Below are 19244 nucleotides of genomic sequence, written 5' to 3' on the forward strand. Positions count from 1 at the left end.
TTCCCCAAAATCCTCCTGGTGGATGAGCCTTCCCTAGGACTCGCCCCCCGCCTAGCCGAGGAGGTGCTCCTTTCCCTTAAGCGGGTGGCGGAAGAAGGGGTGGGGGTGTTGCTGGTGGAGCAGAACGTGGCCCTTTCCCTCCAGGCGGCCACCAGGGCCTATGTGGTGGAACACGGCCGCATTGTGCTGCAGGGCCTGGCCCATGCGGTACTGGAAGACCCTCGCGTTCGGGAGGCTTACCTGAGCCTGTAAAAGCCCAGAAAATCCTAGGCTGGCTAAAGAGTGGCCCCCACCGCGCGATACAGGTACAGGGCCATACTCACCAGGCACAAATCCTCCACCCGGCTAAGGCAAAGACCCGCCAGTTCCTCGGCCCGATGGAGCCTGTAAAGAACCGTGTTGGGGTGGAGGTCCAATCGGCGGGCCGTTTGCTTTAGGGAAAGCCCGGACTGCAAGTACACCTCTAGAGTAGCCAATAGCTCAGGGTGGGCTTTGAAAGGAGCCAGTAGCCCGAGGAGCCGTTCCCTTCCCTTGGGGGAATCCAAGGCAATGGCCAGAGGCCACAAGAAGCGGGTGGGATACAGGCCCGGAGGTAGCTGCAGACGACCACCCAAGGCCAAGGCCTCTTCTAGACCCGCCCTTATTTTGGGGGCATCTGTCCCTTCCTCTATCCAAAGCACAGCTCGACACTTGCGTGCCAGGCCCTTAAGCTCCTCTTCCACATCGCAAAGCGGTGCAGCCAAAAAAAGGAGTACACCAAAAGGACTCTGTTCGTAGAGCACTGCTTCAGGGGAGAGGCTTATATGGCGAGGGGCCAAGGCAACAACTCCAGCATCGGCAAGCCTAACCCCGATTCCCACAACCGGTCCCCGGGAGAGCTTCCCCTCAAAGGCCAGCTGGTAGCCCTGAGCCGAGGCCTCGCTAACCCGGTCCAAGAGCTCCAGCACACGAGGAGCGAGCTCCATCAAACAGCCTGGCGCAGAGGCCTTTAAAGCTTCCAGGGCATCTTTAGCCCATAGGCGGTAGGCTCGGAGCAGAGCCGGGAGGGATACGCCTTGGCTCCGCCGACGTTGGCCCACCGCAATAGCCAGGTTCTCCACCTCATCGCCCTCCTCGAGGGCTTTCAAATACTCATACGAAACCACCGCCACATCCCGCTCGAGGATGCGTGTATCCAGCCGAGCATAATCGGGGATCTCCCGGGCATAGTGCCAGGCCATGGTTTCAGCCCAAGACCAAAACGTCCGCTGAAGGGCACCCATGCTTCTCCCTCCTTGGCGTTCTCTCAGTATAGCAGCCGTTACCTTGAGATATAGCACAAAGTTTGTAGGCCTGGCTTAGGGGGGTACCACAGTGTACAACCACCCACCGTACACCTAAGCTTAAGGGCGAAAGGAGCTAGCCAAAGCCCAGGAGGAGGTGATGGTCAAGAACCTCGTCGGAGCCCATTGGCAGGAGGTCTCCCGTCCCACCCTCCCCGTGTACAACCCCGCCACGGGGGAGGTCATCGAGGAAGTCCCCCTCTCCGGGAAGGAGGAGGTGGACCAGGCGGTGGCCGCGGCCAGCAGGGCTTTCCAGACCTGGAGCCGCACCCCTCTCATGGAGCGGGTCCGCCTCATGTTCCGTTTCAAGGAGCTCTTGGAGAAGCACTTCGAGGACTTGGCGCGCTTGGTCACCCTCCACCATGGCAAGACCCTGGAGGAGGCCCGGGGGGAGGTGCGCCGGGGTATTGAGGTGGTGGACTTCGCCTGCGGCGCCCCCACCCTGCTCCAGGGCCGGACCCTGCGGGAGGTCACCGGCGGGGTGGACCAGAACCTCTTCCACTACCCCCTGGGGGTGGTGGCCGGCATCCCCCCCTTCAACTTCCCCGTGATGATCCCCCTGTGGATGTTCCCCATCGCGGTGGTGGCGGGGAACACCTTTGTCCTCAAGCCCTCCGAGCGGACCCCTTTGGGCGCGGTGCGCCTGGCCGAGCTCTTCCTGGAAGCCGGCTTCCCCGAAGGGGTCCTCAACCTGGTCCATGGAGCCCAGGAGGCAGTGGAGGCCCTGGTGGGCCACCCGGAGGTCAAGGCGGTCCAGTTCGTGGGCTCCGAGCCCGTAGCCCGCAAGGTCTACCAGCTGGCCGCCCAGCACGGCAAGCGGGTTTCGGCGGCGGGCGGGGCCAAGAACCACCTGGTGGTCATGCCGGACGCCGATCTGGACCAGGCCGTGCCCGCCATCCTCAACTCCGCCTTCGGCAACGCCGGGGAAAGGTGCCTGGCGGGAAGCGTGGCCGTGGGGGTGGGGAGCATCGGTCCCGAGCTTTTGCAGAGGATTGTGGAAAGCGCCCGCCGGTTAACGGTGGGGCCGGGATGGGAGGAGGGGGTCCAGGTGGGCCCCCTGATCCGGGAGGAGCACCGGCGAAAGGTGGTGGGGTACATCCACAAAGGCCTGGAGGAGGGGGCCAGCCTGGCCCTGGATGGCAGGGGCATCGAGGGGAAGGGCTTCTTCCTGGGGCCCACGGTGCTGGACCGGGTCTCTCCGCGCATGGTGGTGGGGCGGGAGGAGATCTTTGGACCCGTGCTCTCCGTTGCCTACGCACCAAGCCTGGAGGAGGCCATTGCCCAGGCCAACGCCGTCCCCTACGGCAACATGGCCACCCTCTTCACCCAAAGCGGCCGGGCCGCCCGGGAGTTTAGGGAACGGATCCAGGCAGGGATGGTTGGGATCAACGTAGGGGTGGCCCAGCCCTTCGCCTTCTACCCCTTCTCTGGCTGGCGGAACTCCTTCTTCGGCGACCTGCACCCCCATGGCCCAGATGCCTTCCTCTTCTACACCCAACGGAAGGTGGTGGTGGAACGGTGGTAATGCGGGCAGCGGTCTTGGAGCGGGTGGGAGAACCCTTGAGGGTAAAGGAAGTGCCCATCCCCGAGCCTAAGACCGGGGAGGTCCTGGTCCGAGTGGCCGCCTGTGGGGTTTGCCATACCGACCTCCACGTAATCAAGGGGGAGGTGGCCTTCCCCACTCCGTGCGTGCTGGGGCACGAGATCTCTGGCAGTATAGTCGCCTTAGGCCCTGGGGTGGAAAGCCTGAAGATAGGCGAAAAAGTAGTTTCCAGTTTCATCATACCTTGCGGCGGCTGCTACTACTGCCTGCGCGGGGAAGAGGACCTCTGCGAAAGATTTTTCAGCTACAACCGTCTTAGAGGCGTCCTCTACGATGGAGCTACCCGGCTGTTCGATAAAGATGGGAATCCCATATGGATGTACTCCATGGGGGGCCTGGCGGAGTACGCGGTAATTCCCGCCACAGACGTCTTCCCCCTACCAGAGGGCATCCCTTTGGAGGAAGGATCCATCCTCGGGTGTGCCCTTTTCACCGCTTACGGCGCGGTGAAGACCGCGGGCCTGGAGGGTGGGGAGTCTGTTGCCGTGGTGGCCACCGGTGGGGTTGGCCTAGGCATCGTCCAGATCGCCAGAGCCTTTGGCGCCCACCCCGTGGTAGCCATAGACGTCCGGCCAGAAAAGTTGGCCAAGGCAAGGGACCTGGGAGCAACCCACGCCCTCACCCCAGGGGAGGCCCTGCAAGCCGTACGGGACTTGACCGGAGGCCGGGGAGTGGACGTGGCTTTCGAAGCTTTGGGCAAACCGGAAACCTTCCGCCTGGCCCTGGATCTCCTCAGGGATGGGGGAAGAATGGTGCCCGTGGGCATCGCCCCTCAAGGTATGGAAGCCGGGGTGGAGATCACCCGTGTGGTAAGGCGCAAGCTCAGGATTCTAGGCTCTTACGGGGCCAAGCCCCGTAAGGATATGCCCACCCTTCTCCGGCTGGCCCAAGCCGGGATTGTTAGGGTGGGCACGGAGGTCACCGATCGCTTCCATTTGGAGGAGGCCGACCTGGCCTACCGTCGGCTGGACAAGGGAGAAATCATAGGCCGGGCGGTGGTGGTGATGGGAGGTGAAACATGAAAAAGCAGGCGGCAACCAAGAAAACGGCAAAGCGGGTTCTGGCGGATCGGCGGACCTTTCTGAAGGCAGGAATCGCCCTGGGCGCCGCTACCCTTAGCAGGCCTGCCCTGGCCCAAAGGCGCCCTGAGGTGCGCTGGACCATGGCTACCTCCTGGCCAGCCACTATTCACCTGCACCACATGGCCCAGTATTGGGCCAAGAAGGTGGAGGAGATGAGCAACGGCCGAATGGTGGTGGATGTCCAACCAAGCGGTGCTATTGTGGGAGCCTTTGAAGTCCTGGATGCTGCCCACTCCGGCGTCGTTCAAGCCATGCACAGCTGGAGCGCTTACTGGATAGGGCGCAATCCCGCCGCCGCTTTCTTCGCCTCTGTCCCCTTCCTCTTTAGCCCCCTCTCCCACCTGGCCTGGGTTTACGAAGGAGGTGGCCTCCAGTTCTGGCAGAAGATCTATGATGACTTAAGGCTGAATGTAAAAGTCCTTCCCTGCGGCATTACCCATGCAGAGATTGTGGCCTGGTCCCACAAACCCCTGCGCCGGTTGGAAGACTGGCGGGGTCTGAAGTATCGAGCGCCCGGGATCTGGGGTGAAATCCTGCGCGGATTAGGGGTGGCGGTGGTAACCCTGCCGGCGGCGGAACTCTACACCTCCATGGAGCGTCGCGTCATAGACGCCACCGAGTTCAACACCCCCTATACCGACTATCTACTCCGCTTCCACGAAGTGGCCCGCTATTTCACGGGACCAGGTATGCATCAACCCACGGTACTCTTTGAGCTGGTCATCAACAAGACCGCATGGGACCGGTTGCCGGGAGACCTCAAAGCGATAGTAGAGGAAGCCGCCAAGGCGACCACCCTCTGGGGCTTGATCTATGACCTGCACAAAAGCATGGAATACATAGACCTCTTCAAGCGGCGTGGCAACCAACAGGTGTCCGTAGAGCGGCAAACCCAGTGGGAGATTTACAAAGTCGCCATGGATTACCTTAAGAAACAGGCCGACGCTAACCCCTTCTTCAAGCAGGTGCTGGATTCGGCCTTGAGCTACCATCGCCGCTACGCTGCTTACGACGAATTGATGACCCCGATCCCTGTTCGGGAAGCCCACCGGGTGCCCCAACCCTACCGGGTGATCTAGCCCTCGGCAAGGACGGGGAAGAGGTGACCATGATTGCGCTTCTCAAGGCCGTGGATCAGATCAACGCCAGCCTTAGCCGTTTCTCTTCCATCTTCATGGTACTCCTCGTGCTCACCCTGACCTATGAGGTGGGAATGCGCTACCTCTTCAAAAGCCCCACCCTCTGGAGCTACGACATGAGCTACATGCTCACAAGCCTTTTCCTGGTCCTCTCTATGGGGCATGTTTTGCAACGCAATGAACACGTACGGGTGGATTTGCTCTACCGCTTCCTGCCCCCGCGATGGGCTGCGGCCCTCGAGGCCTTCCTTTACCTGGTCCTCCTCTTCCCCTTCCTCTATGTGCTTCTTTCCCCTATGCCGGAGCATGTGCTCAACTCCTGGCGAACCGGCGAGCGCTACACCGCCGGAACCTGGCTTCCCCCCATCTATCCCTTTAAAACCTGGGTCATGGTGGGCATGCTCCTTCTGACCCTCCAGTCCCTTGCCCAGTTCCTTCGGGCCATAATCCTGGCCTTCCGGGGAGAACAAGCATGAGCCCTGCCCGAGAAAAATCCCTGGCCTTACCCCTTGGGCTGACTCTTGGCCTCGTAGTCCTGGTGTTGTTGGGCCCCGCCATCGCTTGGCTCCGAGGGCCCGACCTGTCCACAGAGGCCTTGGTAGGGCTTATGCTCCTTTCCGTGATTGGGGCCATAGTTCTTGGCTTTCCCATCGCCTTTGCCCTGGCGGGGGTGGCTACCCTCTACGGCACGGCTCTAATCGGGCCTTTTGTGGGCAACATCTTCATGCTGAGGCTATTCCAAGTACTCCAGGACTACATTCTCATCGCTATTCCGTTATTCGTGTTCATGGGAGTGGTGATCGAGCAAACGGGACTTGCCAGCCAACTGTACCGGACCGTCCTCGAGTGGGTGGGACACATACGAGGGGGCCTAGCCATCGCCACGGTCCTTGCCGCCACCATCTTCGCCGCCGCCACCGGGGTGGTGGGCGCCTCGGTGGTGGCCATCGGTATCCTGGCCCTACCGCAGATGCTGAAATACGGCTATAGCAAACCCCTGACCACAGGGGTTATCTGCGCTGGGGGAGCCCTCGGCATTCTCATCCCTCCTAGCATCATGCTGGTGGTCTACGGCCCCACCGCCGGGGTCTCCATTGGAGCTTTGTTCCTGGCAGCCATACCTGCAGGCCTCCTCCTCTCTGCCCTATACGTGCTTTACGTTTCCCTCCTGTGCCATCTCCGCCCCGAGGAGGGACCGGCTTATAAGGGCGAGCCCATTCCCTGGAAGAAAAAGATAACGGATACCGCCGTCTCCATACTCCCCGTGGGCCTTCTGATCCTTGCCGTTCTAGGCTCTATCTTCTTCGGGCTCGCCGCCCCCACGGAGGCGGCAGCCCTTGGCGCCTTTGGATCCCTGCTTCTAGCTCTAGTTTACAAAAAGCTCACCATGAGAAGCCTATTTGAAGCCGCCTACCGCGCGGTGCGAATCAGCGCCATGGTCTATATGGTCCTGATCGGAGCAGGGTTTTTGAGCGCCATCTTCGTGCGCCTTCGGGGAGGCGAGGCGGTAGCCGACATGGTGGCGGGCCTGGACCTCCCTTTGTGGGCCGTAATCCTTGTGATGATGGCCATCGTTTTCGTCCTGGGAATGTTCGTGGACTGGATTGGCATCGTCATGATCACCGTACCCCTGTTTATACCCATCGCCAAGACCCTAGGCCTAGATCTCCTCTGGTTCTCAATGCTCCTCATCGTCACCATGCAAACCTCGTTCCTAACGCCTCCTTTCGCCTATACCATCTTCTACCTAAAGGGCATCGCCCCCCCGGAGGTTACCACCTGGGATATCTACCGGGGCGTGGTCCCCTTTATTCTCCTCCAGCTTATCGGGGTTATCCTCATCGGCCTTTTCCCCCAGATCGTCCTCTGGTTACCCAAGGCCTTGGGGTTGTGGGGATAGCCGCCGGGGAGGTCCAAGATGGAGCGGCTCCGGCTTAGGAAGGAAAACAGAAACCAACTCCTGGCAAGGTTTCGCTGGCCTACCCCCCGCCGCTTCAACCTGGCCGCGGACACAGTGGACCGCTGGGCCAGGGCTAACCCCAGGGGCACCGCCTTGCTGGAACCCGGGGGACGGAAGGCCACCTATGCCCAGTTGAGCCTCCTCTCCGCGAAGTGGGCTATGGTCCTTAAGGCTTATGGGGTCGCTCCCGGGGACCGGGTGGCCATCCTACTCCCCCAGAGCCTAGAGGCCGCCTTGGCCTACCTGGCCACCTACTGGATCGGGGCCATCGCCCTCCCCCTTTCGGTCCTATTTGGTAGCGAAGCCATCCGTTATCGGCTGGAGCATGGGATGGCCAAGGTGGTCTTGGCGGATATGGAGGTCCTGGAAGCGCTGGAGAATGCGATTCCCGAAGGCGTCAAGGTCGTCCCTAAGGAGGCCCTCTGGGCCATGGCCGAGAGGGTGACGCCGGACCCCAAGCCCCACCCCACCCGGCCCAATGACCCCGCCCTTCTGATCTACACCTCGGGCACCACGGGCAAGCCCAAAGGGGCTTTGCTACCCCATGGCACCTTGATCGGCCACTTACCCGGTTTCTATCTTTACTCCAACTTCCCTCGGCGTCCTGCCGTCTACTGGTCCCCAGCTGACTGGGCCTGGATGGGCGGCCTCATGGACGTTCTCTTCCCAGCCCTGTATTACGGCTTCATGGTGATCGCCTACAGGGCTAGGCGCTTTGACCCAGAGGAAGCCCTGTGGATCATGGAACGCTTTGGGGTCACCCACACCTTCCTCTTCCCTACGGCCCTGAAGATCTTGCGGAGCCTAGGCCCCCTCAAGAAAAAGCGGCTACGTCTGAAGAGCGTGCATTCCGGGGGTGAACCCCTTGGGGAGGAGCTCCAAACTTGGGCACAGGAGAACCTTGGGTTGCCTGTGAATGAGTTCTACGGCCAGACTGAAGCCAACCTATTGGTGGGCAACTCCTTCCTCATCTACCCCATCCGCCCCGGGTCCATGGGTTTGCCCTATCCTGGCCACGAGGTGGTGGTCTTACGGGAGGACGGAAGCCAAGCGGAACCCGGAGAGGTGGGGGAAATTGGGCTAAAAACCCCAGACCCCGTAGCCTTTCTCGGCTATTGGCAAAACCCTGAGGCCACCCAGGCGAAGTTCCTGGGCCCTTACCTTCTCACGGGAGACCTGGCCGCCAAGGACGAGGAGGGATACCTGTGGTTTAAGGGCCGCAAGGACGACCTCATCAAGTCGGCGGGGTACCGGATAAGCCCCTTTGAGGTGGAGGAGGTGCTCTTAACCCACCCAGCGGTGGCCATGGTGGGGGTCGTGGGGTTACCTGATCCAGAAAGGGGAGAAAGGGTGGCGGCCTTCGTAAAGTTACGCCCAGGCTACTCACCTAGGCCAGTCCTCGCTGAGGAGCTCAAGGCCCTGGTCAGAACCAGGTTGGGCCACCACGCCTACCCCCGGGAAGTTCGCTTTGTGGAGGAACTTCCCCTTACTCCCACGGGCAAGATTCAGCGCTTCCGTTTACGGGCCCTGGCCCAGGAGGAAAAAGATGGTGGGGTTTCGGGGTAAGAGGATTCTGATCACCGGTGCCGGAAGCGGCATCGGCCTAGCCATCGCCAGGACCTTCGCCCGGGAAGGGGCCTTGGTATTGGTACACGACCTAAAGGACGCCTCCGCCTTGGCGGAGGAGCTAGGCGGGATATTCCTTCAGGCAGATCTAGCCAACCCTCACGCGGTAGAGGAGCTAGGGAGGGAAGCCGCCCGGCATGGGGTGGACATCCTGGTCAACAACGCGGGCTTCCAGCACATTGACCCCGTGGAAGACTTCCCTTTGGAAATCTGGCAAAAGATGCTCCAGGTGATGCTCACCGCCCCCTTCCAGCTCATCAAGGCTCTGCTTCCGGGGATGAAGGCCAAGGGCTGGGGGCGGATCCTCAACATCGCCAGCGTCCACGGCCTGGTGGCAAGCCCCTACAAGTCCGCCTACATCTCCGCCAAGCACGGGCTTCTGGGCCTCACCAAGACCGTGGCCCTCGAGGCGGGTCCCTTTGGCATCACCGTGAACGCCATCGCCCCCGCTTACGTGCGCACCCCCTTGGTGGAGAACCAGATCGCCGACCAGGCCCGCACCCTGGCCATCCCCGAAAGCGAGGTGGTGGAAAAGGTCTTCCTGGCCCAGGCGGCCATCAAACGCCTCATTGAACCGGAAGAGATAGCCGAACTGGCCCTTTTCCTAGCCTCGGAAAAGGCCTCCGCTATCACTGGCGCCGTCTTCCCCATCGACTTGGGATGGACCGCCCGCTAGCCCCGCACCGCCCTTAAGGGAAGCCCCTTCTCCCTGGCCCAGGCCTCCCACTCCCAGGCGGCCTTCCCCTGGAAGAAGGCCCGTAGCCGCTGGTAACCCGGATTGCCCGGTTCCGCCGGGCTAAAGGCCAAGGGAAGGAGCTCAGGCAATCCCGCTGCCTCGCAAAACCGGGCCCAGAAATGGAGCTCCAAGGCTGCCAGGGCCACCTTTCCCTCCCGGGCAGGGTAGACCCCATAGCAGAGGGCGGAACCGTCCAAAAAGGGAATGGGGGGATAGGCCATGGCCTTGGCCGCCTCAGAAAGGGCCACCTCGTATACCCCGCCCCCTAGGAGGAGCCCCTTGAGCGCCGCCAGGGCCAGAGCGTAGGCACCGGCCAGGTCGGCAAACTGGAAGGACTGCCAGGGAAAGCGCCCCAGAAGCCCCGCCTCCGCCAGGTAAGTAAGGTCGTGGCCCGGGTCCGGGGAATCGGGGTAGCCCCGAAGCCGGACGTAGGCCAGGCGGGGATGGATCCCAAGGACCACCTCTGGCCCCAGGCCCAAGCCCTCCATAACCCCGGGGCGGTTGGACTCCAGCAGGATAACGGCCCCCGGCAGCAAAGAGAGAAATCTTTCCCGGCCTTCCTTACCCTTCAGGTCCAGGGTCACAACCTCTTTGTTTCCGTTAAGGAAGACGTAGGTTTCCGGGGCCCAGTCCCTTAGGGGATCCCCTTGCGGGGGCTCTACCTTGAGGACGGGAAACCCCAAATCTCTAAGAAGCTTCCCCGCCAAGGGCCCGGGGAGAAGCCGGGTAAGGTCCAGAACCTTACCTGGGGGCCATGCGCAAGGCGCCATCCAGGCGGATCACCTCCCCGTTAAGCATGGGGTTTTCCAAGATGTGTAGGACCAAGGCCGCGTACTCCTCCGGACGTCCCAAGCGCCTGGGAAAAGGCACCTGCTCCGCCAAGGAAGCCTTGGCCTTTTCCGGAAGACCCTGGAGGAGGGGGGTGTCGAAGAGGCCAGGGGCCACCGTCACCACCCGGATCCCCCAGTCCGCCAGCTCCCGGGCCGCGGGGAGGGTCAGGCCCACCACACCCCCCTTGCTGGCCGCGTAGGCCACCTGGCCCACCTGGCCTTCAAAGGCGGCCACGCTGGCGGTGTTCACCACCACACCCCTTTGCCCCTGGGAATCGGGCGGGTTCTCCCGCATAGCCCAAGCCGCCAAGCGCAGGACGTTAAACGTACCGATAAGGTTCACCTCCACCACCTTGCGGAAGGCTTCTAGATCGTGAGGGCCTTCGCGCCCCAATACCTTGCGGGCCAAACCGATTCCCGCCGCATTCACCACGGCGAAGAGGGGGGCCTGGGCGGCGGCGCATTCCACCGCTTGCCTAGCCTCTTCCTCCCGGGTTACATCCCCCTCCAGGTAGACAAGGCCCGGATCCTCCCCCCGCCTGAGGTCCAGCACCACCACCTTGTAGCCCCTATCCCTTAGGGCTAGGGCCGCCGCCCTTCCGAGCCCCGAGGTCCCACCCGTCACCAAGGCGCTTCTTTCCACACCCACCCCCTAGATCCTCTGAATTACGGTAGCCGTGGCCTGCCCATGGCCGATGCACATCACCTGCAGGCCAAACTCCCCCCCGGTGCGCTCCAGCTCGTAAAGGAGCTTGGTCATAAGGATGGCCCCCGTGGCCCCTAAGGGATGGCCATGGGCGATGGCCCCGCCGTTGGGGTTCACCTTGTCAGGGTCAGGACCGAGCTCCCGCAAGAAGGCCAAGACCACGCTGGCAAAGGCCTCGTTGATCTCTATGACGTCCAGGTCCCTAGGGGAAAGTCCCGCTTTCTCCAGGGCCCTTTTTGTGGCGGGGATCACCTCCAGGAGCTGCAGGGTGGGATCCCCGGCCACCACCACCCGGGCCAGGAAACGGGCCCTTGGGCGAAGGCCCAGGGCCAAGGCCTTTTCCCGATCCCCTAGGAGAAGGGCAGCAGCCCCGTCAGAGATTTGGCTGGAGTTCCCGGCGGTTACCACCCCATCCTCTCGAAAGGCGGGTTTTAATGCCAGCATCTTCTCGTAGTCCACGTCAAAGCGGACCCCCTCGTCCCGGTCCAGGAGGAAGGGCCTTCCCTCCCCATCCACCCCCTCCAAGGGGAGGATCTGGGTCCGGAAGCGGCCCTCCTGGATGGCCCGGGCTGCCCGTTTGTGGGAAAGGTAGCCCCATTCGTCCAGTTCCTCCCGGCAAAGGCCATACTTCTTGGCGATGCGCTCGGCGCTCTCCCCCTGGTGGACGAGCTCGTAACGCTGGAAAAGGGCCGGGTTTAAGGTGTGGAAGCCTCCCCCAATGTCGGAGAACATGGGGGCCCGGGTCATGCTCTCTACCCCGCCAGCGATGGCGAAGTCCAGGTCGCCAGCGGCGATGGCTTGGGCAGCAAAATGCACCGCCTGTTGGCCCGAACCGCACATGCGGTTTAGGGAGACCGCCGGAACCTCTTTGGGGAGGCGGGAAAGGAGAACGGCAAGCCGCCCTATGTTGGCCCCTTGCTCCCCTGCCTGGGTCACACAGCCCGTGACCACATCCCCGATGAGGCCGGGGTCGATCCCCGTCCGATCAAGAAGGCCATTCAAGACCTGGGCATAAAGGGCATCGGGCCGCCAATCCCTTAGGGCTCCATTCCTCTTACCGATGGGGGTGCGCACCGCCTCGAGGATCACCGGTTCTCCCATATCCGCCTCCTTGCCAGCTCCCGTAGGATGATGAGCCTCTGGATCTCGGAGGTTCCCTCGTAGATCTGGAGCACCTTGGCGTCACGGTACAGCTTGGCCAAGGGGTACTCCTCGCTGTAGCCGTTGCCGCCAAAGACCTGGAGGGCCTCGGATACCCCTCGCACCGCAGCGTCGGCGGCAAAGGACTTGGCCGTGGCCGCTTCTAAGGCGTTCTCCTCCCCCTCTTCCGCCCGCTCGGCGGCCTTTAGGGTGAGGAGGCGGGCGGCCTCCAAGTCCATGTGCATCTCCGCCAGCTTAAATCCCACCCCCTCATGCTCCAAAAGGGGTTTACCAAAGGCCTCCCGAATGGCGGCGTAGGCCAAGGCTTCCTCCAGGGCCCTGCGCAAAAGCCCCACGGCCAGGGCCGCCACCATGGGCCGGGAGCGGTTGAAGACCCGCATGGCCAGGGCAAACCCTTCCCGGGCTATCAGGCCCTCCTCGGGTACGAAAGCTCCATCCAGATACACCTCCGCCGCCGGGGAAGCCTTCTGCCCCAGCTTGGGCAAAGGGGGCCCCACCTCCACTCCCACCCCCCGCTCCACCAGGAAAGCGGCCATCCCCTCCCGGCCTTCCGCCACCTTGGCGAAGACCACGAAAAAGGCCGCCTCCGGGGCGTGGCTGATCCAGGTTTTACGCCCGTAAAGGCGGTACCCTCCCCCCACCTTTTCCGCCCGGGTGCCGATAGCGGCCACATCCGAGCCCGCATGCGGCTCGGTAAGGGCGTAGGAGGCCACCTCCTCCCGAAGCCGGGGGAGGAAGCCTCGGGCGTAGGGACTTCCCGAAAGGAGGAGGGCGTCCGCCACCAGGTTGTTGAGGAGCAAGGCCGCCGCTACCCCAGTGCAGGCATAGGCCAGCTCCTCCGCCACCAGGACCAAGGCCCTCGGCCCAAGCCCGGTCCCGCCCAACTCCTCTGGAACCAGCAACACCGGAAAGCCCAGCCTCGCCGCCTCCCGAAAAAGGGGCCAGGGGAAACGGGCCTCTTGGTCCCAGGACCTGGCCTGGGGCAGGATGCGCTCCCGGGCAAAGCGCCGGGCCAGTTCCCGTATGGATCTCTCCAGGTCCAAGGGAACCTCCAGGAAAAGTTTACCCGGTCCAAAACCCCGCTACAAGGGACCCTTATCGCCCTTTTTGCGGTACATAAGCCCATCAGCCGCCTCGAGGACCTGCAAAAGCTCCCGCCCCCCCGCCGGGCTAAAGCCCACGGAAACCGAAGGGAACCGGGCGTGAACCCGGGCCTCCAAGGAGGCACCATCCCTTAGGCCCAGGTGCAGGCCCACAAACTCGTCCCCACCTACCCGGTACAGGGCATCCCCCTCCCTCACCTCCTCCCGCAGAATCTGGGCAAAGCGGAGCAGATGGGCATCCCCGGCCTGGTGCCCCTCCCGGTCGTTTACGGCCTTGAGGTTATCCAGGTCCCAAAGGGAAAGCACCAGGGAAAGCCCTTCCCGGGCCGCCAGGGCTTGGAGCCTGGAGAAGTCACGCTCCAAGGAACGCCGGTTGGCCAGGCCCGTAAAGGAATCGGTGAGGGCCTCATTCTGGATGAGGCTTTGCAGGGCCTGAAGGCGCTGGATCATGGCCGCCACGCTCAAACCCCCTATGCCCGCCAAAAGCCCCCCCGCGGCCACCAGGAAGCGGGTTTCCTCCTGGGGCCAAGGGGCTAGGAGCACATAGGCCAGGCCCAATCCAAGCCCGGGCCAGCCGGCAAAGGCGGCAAAGGCATAGGCCCCCACGGTGTAGAAGGCCATCACCCCAAGGCGCCAGTCCTCCCCGGAAAGCCCCTGCACCACCCTCTCCGGCGGCGCCACCAGGCTCATGAGGGAGGTCAATAAGGCCACCCCCAGGTGCAGGGCCACCGCCAGGCGGTCCTTACAGGTAAGCTTACCCAAGGTATAGGCGAAAACAAGGCTCCCCCAGTAGAGCGCCGTGGCCCAGTACATCACCCGGTCCCCGTAGAGGGCCACCACGGGGATCCATGCCGCAGGAACCAGGGCCAGACGCCAGTAGAGGCGAACCAACCCCGGCCAGATCTCGGGAGACATGCCGCATTCTAACCACCCCCCTAAACCGCAGGTAAAGCCAGCTTGACTTTGCCCCTCCTACCCTGGACGATGGGAAGGATGGATGGCAGGCGCATCCGCAACTTCTCCATCATCGCCCACGTGGACCACGGGAAGTCCACCTTGGCGGACCGCATCCTGCAGCTGACCCATGCGGTGAGCGAACGGGAGATGCGGGAGCAGTTTTTGGACTCCCTGGAACTGGAACGGGAGAGGGGCATCACCATCAAGGCCAGCGCCGTGCGGGTGGAGTACCGGGCCAAGGACGGGGAAACCTACATCTTCAACCTGATCGACACCCCCGGCCACGTGGACTTCACCTACGAGGTCTCCCGGGCCTTGGCGGCGGTGGAAGGGGTTCTTTTGGTGGTGGACGCCAGCCAGGGGGTGGAGGCCGAGACCCTGGCCAAGTTTTACATGGCCCTGGAGCACGGCCACGTGATGATCCCCGTCATCAACAAGATTGACCTTCCCAACGCCAGGCCCCTGGAGGTGGCCCTGGAGGTGGAGGAGGTCTTGGGCCTTCCCGCCGACGAGGCCATCTTCGCCTCGGGCAAGACGGGGGAAGGGGTGGAGGAGATCCTCGAGGCCATCGTGAAGCGCATCCCTCCCCCCAAGGGGGATCCCGAGGCCCCCTTGAAGGCCCTCATCTTTGACTCCCTTTACGACGCCTACCAAGGGGTGATCCCCTACCTCCGCCTCTTTGAGGGCCGGGTGCGCCCGGGGGACCGGATCCGCATCTACTCCACCGGCAAGGAGTTCACCGTGGATAAGGTGGGGATCTTCACCCCCCAAGGGCTCATCCCCGTGGAGGAACTCACCGCCGGGGAGGTGGGTTGGCTTGTCGCCGCCATCCGGGATATCCACGACGTCCAGGTGGGGGATACCATCACCCACGCCCATAGGCCCACGGACGCCCCTTACCCGGGCTTCCGCCCCGCCAAACCCGTGGTCTTCGCGGGACTCTACCCCGTGGACTCTGGGGACTATAACAAGCTACGGGACGCCCTGGAAAAGCTGAAGCTAAATGACGCCGCCCTTTCCTTTGAGCCGGAGACCTCCACCGCCTTGGGCTTTGGCTTCCGCTGTGGATTCCTGGGGCTTCTCCATGCGGAGATCGTGCAGGAGAGGTTGGAGCGGGAGTTCGGCCTGGAGCTGATCGCCACCGCCCCCAGCGTGGTCTACAAGGTGCGCCTGAAGGACGGGGAGGAGATGGAGGTGCTAAACCCCGCCGACCTCCCCGACCCCACGAAGATAGAGGAGATCCTCGAGCCCTACGTGAAGCTCACCGTCTTTACCCCCGAGGAGTACGTGGGAGCCATCATGCAGCTGGTGCAGGAAAAGCGGGGACGCCTGGTGAACATGACCTATCTTCCCGGAGAAACCAAGCGGGTGGAACTGGTCTACCAGGTGCCCTTTGCCGAGATCCTCTACGACTTCCACGACCGCCTGAAGAGCCTTTCCCGGGGCTATGCTTCTATGGATTACGAGCAGATCGGCTACCAACCGGGGGACCTGGTCAAGGTCAACGTGCTGGTGCACGGGGAACCCGTGGATGCCCTCACCTTTATCGCCCACCGGGACAAGGCCTACGCCCTGGCCCGGGCCATGGTGGACAAGCTGGCGGAGGTCATCCCCCGTCAGCTCTTTGAGGTGCCCATCCAGGCGGCCATCGGGGGGAAGGTCATCGCCCGGGCCACGGTGAAAGCCCTGAGGAAGGACGTGCTGGCCAAATGCTACGGTGGGGACGTAACCCGGAAGAAGAAGCTTTTGGAAAAGCAAAAGGAAGGGAAGAAGCGGCTCAAGGCCATCGGCAAGGTGGAGGTTCCCCAGGAGGCCTTCCTGGCGGTGCTTTCGGCGGGGAGGAATGAGCCTTAGGGCAAGGCTGGCCCTGGTCATCGCCTTTCTAGCCTTTCTGCCCAACCTGGTCCTAGCCCTCACCCTGGGCCTCATGGGGAATGGTCCATGGCTCCCCTTGGTGCTCTGGCTTCTCCTCATCGCCCTGGTTTCCGGAGCCGTGGGGTATCTCCTGGCCCGGAGCCTGCTCCGGCCCCTGGAGGAGCTCACCCGCACCCTGGCCTACCTCTCCCTGAAGGAGGGCCCGGTGAGCGAGCTGAGGCTTCCTGCCCCCAAGGAACCTCCGCCCAGGGAGATCGCCCTCCTCCGCACCCGCTTCGGAGAGCTTCTTCAACGCCTGCAACGCCTGATGGAGGCCAGGGAGGCCTTTTACGGGGCCCTGGCCCATGACCTTAAGACCCCCCTTCTCTCCGCCATCCGCGCCCTGGAGTACCTGGAAAGGGCCGACCACCTGGGCCGCGAAAAGCGGGTGGAGCTCCTTTTAGCCCTGAGGCGAGAGTTGACCCAGGCCCACCTCCTGGTGGAAAACCTCCTGGCCCTCTCCCGCCTCGAGGCCCGGACGCCCCAGCGGGAAACCCTAAACCTCAGGGCCTTGGCCGAGGATCTCCTGTTGCGGTATGGGGAAGAGGCCAAGAGGCGGGGAATCACCTTGAGGGTAGAGGGGGCAGGCGTGGCCCGGGGGGAGAGGCTCCTTGTGGAACGGGCCCTGGCCAATCTCCTGGGCAATGCCCTGCGCCACGCCAAGACCCAGGTGCGCATCTGGGTGGAAGAGGGCGCCATACAGGTGGAGGACGACGGGGAAGGGCTTCCCCTGCCCCTCGAGGCCCTGGCCCAGCCCTTCCGCCAAGGGCAGGGCCTACGGGGAAGCTCAGGGCTCGGCCTCTACACCGCCAAGCGGGTGGCCGAGGCCCACGGGGGGAGGCTCTTAGCCTGCAAAAGCCCCTTGGGCGGAGCGTGTTTGCGCTTGGAACTCCCCTCCGCCAGGGAGCTTTAGTCCATCACCGGAGGAATCTGCCGCACCCAGAGGATGTAGGAGAGGTGCTCCAGGTACCTCAGGGGAACCTCGGAAAGGGGCCGGTCCACCTCCAGGCTCATCATGGCCTCCCCACCCCGCTTCTTGCGGCTTACCGTGAGGTAGGCGATGTTGACCTCGTCATCGGCCAGGATCCGGGCCACCCGGGCCACCACGCCCGGGGTATCCACGTTGCGGATGACCAAGGTGGGAGCGGCCCCAGTGATACGCACCTCAAAGCCATCCAGGTCAAAGATGCGCACCAACCCCCCTCCCAGGGAGCTACCCGTAACGGTGATGCGCTCCTTCTCCCCCTCCAGGACCATGCGCACGGTGTTGGGGTGCACATCCCCTAGCTCCACCGTCTTGAAGACCACTTCCACCCCTTCCCCTTCCGCCAGGCGCAGGCTTTCCTTAAGCCTTTCGTCGTCGGGCTTGAAGCCCAAAATCCCTGCCACCAGGGCCAGGTGGGTGCCGTGGCCCTTTCCCGTTTTGGCAAAGGAACCGTGCAGGCCAAACTCCACCCGCCTGGGCCTTTCCCCCAAGAGATGGCGGGCCAAAAGGGCCAGGCGGCAGGCCCCGGCGGTGTGGCTGGAGGAAGGCCCCACCATCACCGGGCCGATCATGTCTAAAAGACCCATGCTTGTAGAATAACCCCATGCGCACGTTCCTGACCCGGGCCATCGGCCTCCTCTTGGCCGTGGGACTCCCGGTTCTGGGCCAAAGCCTCGTGGTCCCGAAGGAGGTCCAGGTGGGGCGGTCCGTGGTCCTGGAGGGTAGGGACCTGCCCGAGGGGCGCTTCCCCCTGGTGCTGGAGGGACCAGAAGGGCAGCAGACCCTGGAGGTGGAGGTCCAGAAGGGAAGGTTCCAGCTGGAGCTAAGCCCCAAGGCCCCCGGGGAATACCGCGTCCGACTTTCCCTTCCCGCCGGTGCCTTGGAAGCCCGCTTCGCCGCCCTTGCCCCCACCACCCCCGAGCTGACCCAGGAAGGCCTTGAGCTCCCCTGGGGCCTCCTAGCCCTACCCCCGGGGGACTGGTTGGGCCCTTTGGTCCAGGGGGATAAGGTGTTCGTGGCCCAGGGGCTTTTGGTGGTGGAAACCAGCCTCAAGGGGGAAACCCTGTCCTTCCACTTCGCCCCGGCCCGCATCCTGGCCCTCCGCCCAGGCCCCGAGGTCCTCCTACAGGGAGACTGGGTCCTGCCCATCCCCTTCCCGCGGCTGCCCTTTGAGGGCCATGGGGAGGACCTACAAACCCTAGCCTCCCTCCTCCAGGCCCTCAACCCGCCTAAGCCTTGGCCTTACTTCGCCTACTGGACCCAAGACCCCGCCACCCTCACCCCGGAGGACCTGGAGGCCTACGGCCAGGACCTCCTGGCCCGGGGCCACAGGCCGGAACTCCTCTTCGGCCAGGCGGAAGTGGCCCGCATGGCCGAGGCCTCCCGCTCTTTACGGCAGAAGGATCCCGAAAAGGCCCTTCTCCTGGCCCAGACCCTTCTCCGCTACACTCCCCTTTTCCCCGGCTCGTTGGCCTTTTTTAGGGAAACGGCCCTGTACCTCGAGGCCCAGGGGTACCCTGCCCAGGCCTTGCGCTTCCGCGAAGCAGAAAAACTCCTAAGAGCCTGGCTTCCCCCGCAGCTTACCCTGCTTCCCCCTGCCCTTTGGACCCTGGGCCTGGCATACCTGGCCCTCATGCTCTACCTCTTCCTCTTCTACCTACCTGCCCAGTTAAAGGACCTGAAGCCCCTTGGCGGCTACCTGGGCGGGTTCTGGAAGCACCCACTCCTACGCTTCAGGCACCTCCACCTGGCCTACGCCAGCCTGGGGGAACGGGTGCTGGCCCTGGCCCTCTTCCTAGCCCTTGGCCTGGGCTTCCTCCTGCAGGGACTGGACGCCCGGGTGCGGGGGGAGCTTTTCGCCCCCCCCTTGGACCAAGGAACCCTCCGCACCCAAAAAGCCCAGGACTGGCTGCGCACCCTGCCCCCCACCCCTGAGGCCAAGGCCCTTCTGGGCTACGCCCTTCTGGCGGAGACCCCCAAGGAGGCCCTGGGCCTCCTGAAGGAAGCCTCCTTGCCCTTCGCCTTGGCCCTCAGGGGGGACGAGGCCTCCTTGGCCCAAGCCTTCCGCCAGGCTCCCCTCGAGGGCCCCATCCGCACCGCCTTGCACCTGGGCCAGGACC

Annotated in this window: 17 protein-coding genes and 1 pseudogene; 11 read left to right on the top strand and 7 right to left on the bottom strand. The window is 63.5% G+C overall.

Annotated elements, in window-relative coordinates:
* Positions 1 to 252: pseudogene (locus Q0693_RS05125) on the top strand (branched-chain amino acid ABC transporter ATP-binding protein); the annotation flags it as partial.
* 23 nt (positions 253 to 275) lie between these two features.
* Here Q0693_RS05125 and Q0693_RS05130 read toward each other — a convergent pair.
* A complete protein-coding gene (locus tag Q0693_RS05130; protein WP_298629691.1) occupies positions 276 to 1220 on the bottom strand; it encodes a helix-turn-helix domain-containing protein in 945 nt (314 codons plus the stop codon).
* Between the two features lie 202 nt (positions 1221 to 1422).
* On the opposite strand from Q0693_RS05130, the gene Q0693_RS05135 reads away from it, so the two are divergent.
* From Q0693_RS05135 to Q0693_RS05165, 7 genes are read left to right on the top strand one after another with little or no spacing between them, the layout of a single operon-like run.
* The gene (locus Q0693_RS05135; RefSeq protein ID WP_298629693.1) at positions 1423 to 2847 is read left to right on the top strand and encodes a CoA-acylating methylmalonate-semialdehyde dehydrogenase; all 1425 of its coding nucleotides are present in this window, start codon (positions 1423 to 1425) and stop codon (positions 2845 to 2847) included.
* A complete protein-coding gene (locus Q0693_RS05140; protein WP_298629696.1) occupies positions 2847 to 3947 on the top strand; it encodes a zinc-binding dehydrogenase in 1101 nt (366 codons plus the stop codon). Before Q0693_RS05135 ends, Q0693_RS05140 begins: the two co-directional genes overlap by 1 nt.
* Complete coding sequence (gene dctP, locus Q0693_RS05145; RefSeq protein WP_298629698.1) at positions 3944 to 5086, top strand: TRAP transporter substrate-binding protein DctP; 1143 nt, start codon at positions 3944 to 3946, stop codon at positions 5084 to 5086. Before Q0693_RS05140 ends, dctP begins: the two co-directional genes overlap by 4 nt.
* A gap of 29 nt (positions 5087 to 5115) precedes the next feature.
* On the top strand, positions 5116 to 5622 hold the full coding sequence (locus Q0693_RS05150; RefSeq protein WP_243029432.1) for a TRAP transporter small permease subunit: 507 nt from the start codon (positions 5116 to 5118) through the stop codon (positions 5620 to 5622).
* On the top strand, positions 5619 to 7046 hold the full coding sequence (locus Q0693_RS05155) for a TRAP transporter large permease subunit (protein WP_298629701.1): 1428 nt from the start codon (positions 5619 to 5621) through the stop codon (positions 7044 to 7046). The genes Q0693_RS05150 and Q0693_RS05155 overlap by 4 nt, the downstream gene beginning before the upstream one ends.
* 18 nt (positions 7047 to 7064) lie before the next feature.
* Positions 7065 to 8672: an AMP-binding protein gene (locus Q0693_RS05160; protein WP_298629703.1), complete on the top strand. Its 1608-nt coding sequence runs from the start codon at positions 7065 to 7067 to the stop codon at positions 8670 to 8672.
* Positions 8653 to 9408, top strand: a complete 756-nt coding sequence (locus Q0693_RS05165) for a 3-hydroxybutyrate dehydrogenase (RefSeq protein WP_298629705.1) — start codon at positions 8653 to 8655, stop codon at positions 9406 to 9408. Before Q0693_RS05160 ends, Q0693_RS05165 begins: the two co-directional genes overlap by 20 nt.
* Here Q0693_RS05165 and Q0693_RS05170 read toward each other — a convergent pair.
* The 5 genes from Q0693_RS05170 to Q0693_RS05190 are packed head-to-tail and all read right to left on the bottom strand — an operon-like array spanning position 9405 to position 14183.
* Entirely contained in the window at positions 9405 to 10238 is an 834-nt protein-coding gene (locus Q0693_RS05170) for a CoA transferase (RefSeq protein ID WP_298629707.1), read from the bottom strand. The two genes, Q0693_RS05165 and Q0693_RS05170, sit on opposite strands and share 4 nt — an antisense overlap.
* The gene (locus tag Q0693_RS05175) at positions 10210 to 10941 is read right to left on the bottom strand and encodes a 3-hydroxyacyl-CoA dehydrogenase (RefSeq protein ID WP_298629708.1); all 732 of its coding nucleotides are present in this window, start codon (positions 10939 to 10941) and stop codon (positions 10210 to 10212) included. Before Q0693_RS05175 ends, Q0693_RS05170 begins: the two co-directional genes overlap by 29 nt.
* 9 nt (positions 10942 to 10950) lie before the next feature.
* Complete coding sequence (locus Q0693_RS05180; protein WP_298629710.1) at positions 10951 to 12105, bottom strand: thiolase family protein; 1155 nt, start codon at positions 12103 to 12105, stop codon at positions 10951 to 10953.
* The gene (locus tag Q0693_RS05185) at positions 12090 to 13208 is read right to left on the bottom strand and encodes an acyl-CoA dehydrogenase family protein (RefSeq protein WP_298629712.1); all 1119 of its coding nucleotides are present in this window, start codon (positions 13206 to 13208) and stop codon (positions 12090 to 12092) included. Before Q0693_RS05185 ends, Q0693_RS05180 begins: the two co-directional genes overlap by 16 nt.
* A 39-nt stretch (positions 13209 to 13247) precedes the next feature.
* Entirely contained in the window at positions 13248 to 14183 is a 936-nt protein-coding gene (locus tag Q0693_RS05190) for a GGDEF domain-containing protein (RefSeq protein ID WP_298629714.1), read from the bottom strand.
* Between the two features lie 69 nt (positions 14184 to 14252).
* Between Q0693_RS05190 and lepA the strand changes: the two genes are divergently transcribed.
* Together lepA and Q0693_RS05200 are read left to right on the top strand one after the other, a co-directional pair.
* A complete protein-coding gene (gene lepA, locus Q0693_RS05195) occupies positions 14253 to 16079 on the top strand; it encodes a translation elongation factor 4 (protein ID WP_298629716.1) in 1827 nt (608 codons plus the stop codon).
* A complete protein-coding gene (locus Q0693_RS05200) occupies positions 16069 to 17052 on the top strand; it encodes a HAMP domain-containing sensor histidine kinase (RefSeq protein WP_298629718.1) in 984 nt (327 codons plus the stop codon). Before lepA ends, Q0693_RS05200 begins: the two co-directional genes overlap by 11 nt.
* On the opposite strand, the gene sdaAB is transcribed toward Q0693_RS05200, so the two are convergent.
* Positions 17049 to 17711 (bottom strand): L-serine ammonia-lyase, iron-sulfur-dependent subunit beta, encoded by a 663-nt coding sequence (gene sdaAB / locus Q0693_RS05205; protein ID WP_243029421.1) that lies wholly within the window; start codon positions 17709 to 17711, stop codon positions 17049 to 17051. The two genes, Q0693_RS05200 and sdaAB, sit on opposite strands and share 4 nt — an antisense overlap.
* A 17-nt stretch (positions 17712 to 17728) precedes the next feature.
* Between sdaAB and Q0693_RS05210 the strand changes: the two genes are divergently transcribed.
* On the top strand, positions 17729 to 19244 hold a 1516-nt coding region (locus Q0693_RS05210; RefSeq protein WP_298629720.1), incomplete at its 3' end, for a hypothetical protein.

Source organism: uncultured Thermus sp., assembly GCF_938010445.1.
Classification (GTDB): domain Bacteria; phylum Deinococcota; class Deinococci; order Deinococcales; family Thermaceae; genus Thermus; species Thermus altitudinis.

Coding starts and splice junctions, on each gene's coding strand:
- Q0693_RS05150 (WP_243029432.1), top strand. CDS start 5,116: ATGATTGCGCTTCTCAAGGCCGTGGATCAGATCAACGCCAGCCTTAGC.
- dctP (WP_298629698.1), top strand. CDS start 3,944: ATGAAAAAGCAGGCGGCAACCAAGAAAACGGCAAAGCGGGTTCTGGCG.
- Q0693_RS05135 (WP_298629693.1), top strand. CDS start 1,423: ATGGTCAAGAACCTCGTCGGAGCCCATTGGCAGGAGGTCTCCCGTCCC.
- Q0693_RS05160 (WP_298629703.1), top strand. CDS start 7,065: ATGGAGCGGCTCCGGCTTAGGAAGGAAAACAGAAACCAACTCCTGGCA.
- Q0693_RS05155 (WP_298629701.1), top strand. CDS start 5,619: ATGAGCCCTGCCCGAGAAAAATCCCTGGCCTTACCCCTTGGGCTGACT.
- Q0693_RS05180 (WP_298629710.1), bottom strand. CDS start 12,105: ATGGGAGAACCGGTGATCCTCGAGGCGGTGCGCACCCCCATCGGTAAG.
- Q0693_RS05170 (WP_298629707.1), bottom strand. CDS start 10,238: ATGGCGCCTTGCGCATGGCCCCCAGGTAAGGTTCTGGACCTTACCCGG.
- lepA (WP_298629716.1), top strand. CDS start 14,253: ATGGGAAGGATGGATGGCAGGCGCATCCGCAACTTCTCCATCATCGCC.
- sdaAB (WP_243029421.1), bottom strand. CDS start 17,711: ATGGGTCTTTTAGACATGATCGGCCCGGTGATGGTGGGGCCTTCCTCC.
- Q0693_RS05190 (WP_298629714.1), bottom strand. CDS start 14,183: ATGTCTCCCGAGATCTGGCCGGGGTTGGTTCGCCTCTACTGGCGTCTG.
- Q0693_RS05165 (WP_298629705.1), top strand. CDS start 8,653: ATGGTGGGGTTTCGGGGTAAGAGGATTCTGATCACCGGTGCCGGAAGC.
- Q0693_RS05200 (WP_298629718.1), top strand. CDS start 16,069: ATGAGCCTTAGGGCAAGGCTGGCCCTGGTCATCGCCTTTCTAGCCTTT.
- Q0693_RS05130 (WP_298629691.1), bottom strand. CDS start 1,220: ATGGCCTGGCACTATGCCCGGGAGATCCCCGATTATGCTCGGCTGGAT.
- Q0693_RS05140 (WP_298629696.1), top strand. CDS start 2,847: ATGCGGGCAGCGGTCTTGGAGCGGGTGGGAGAACCCTTGAGGGTAAAG.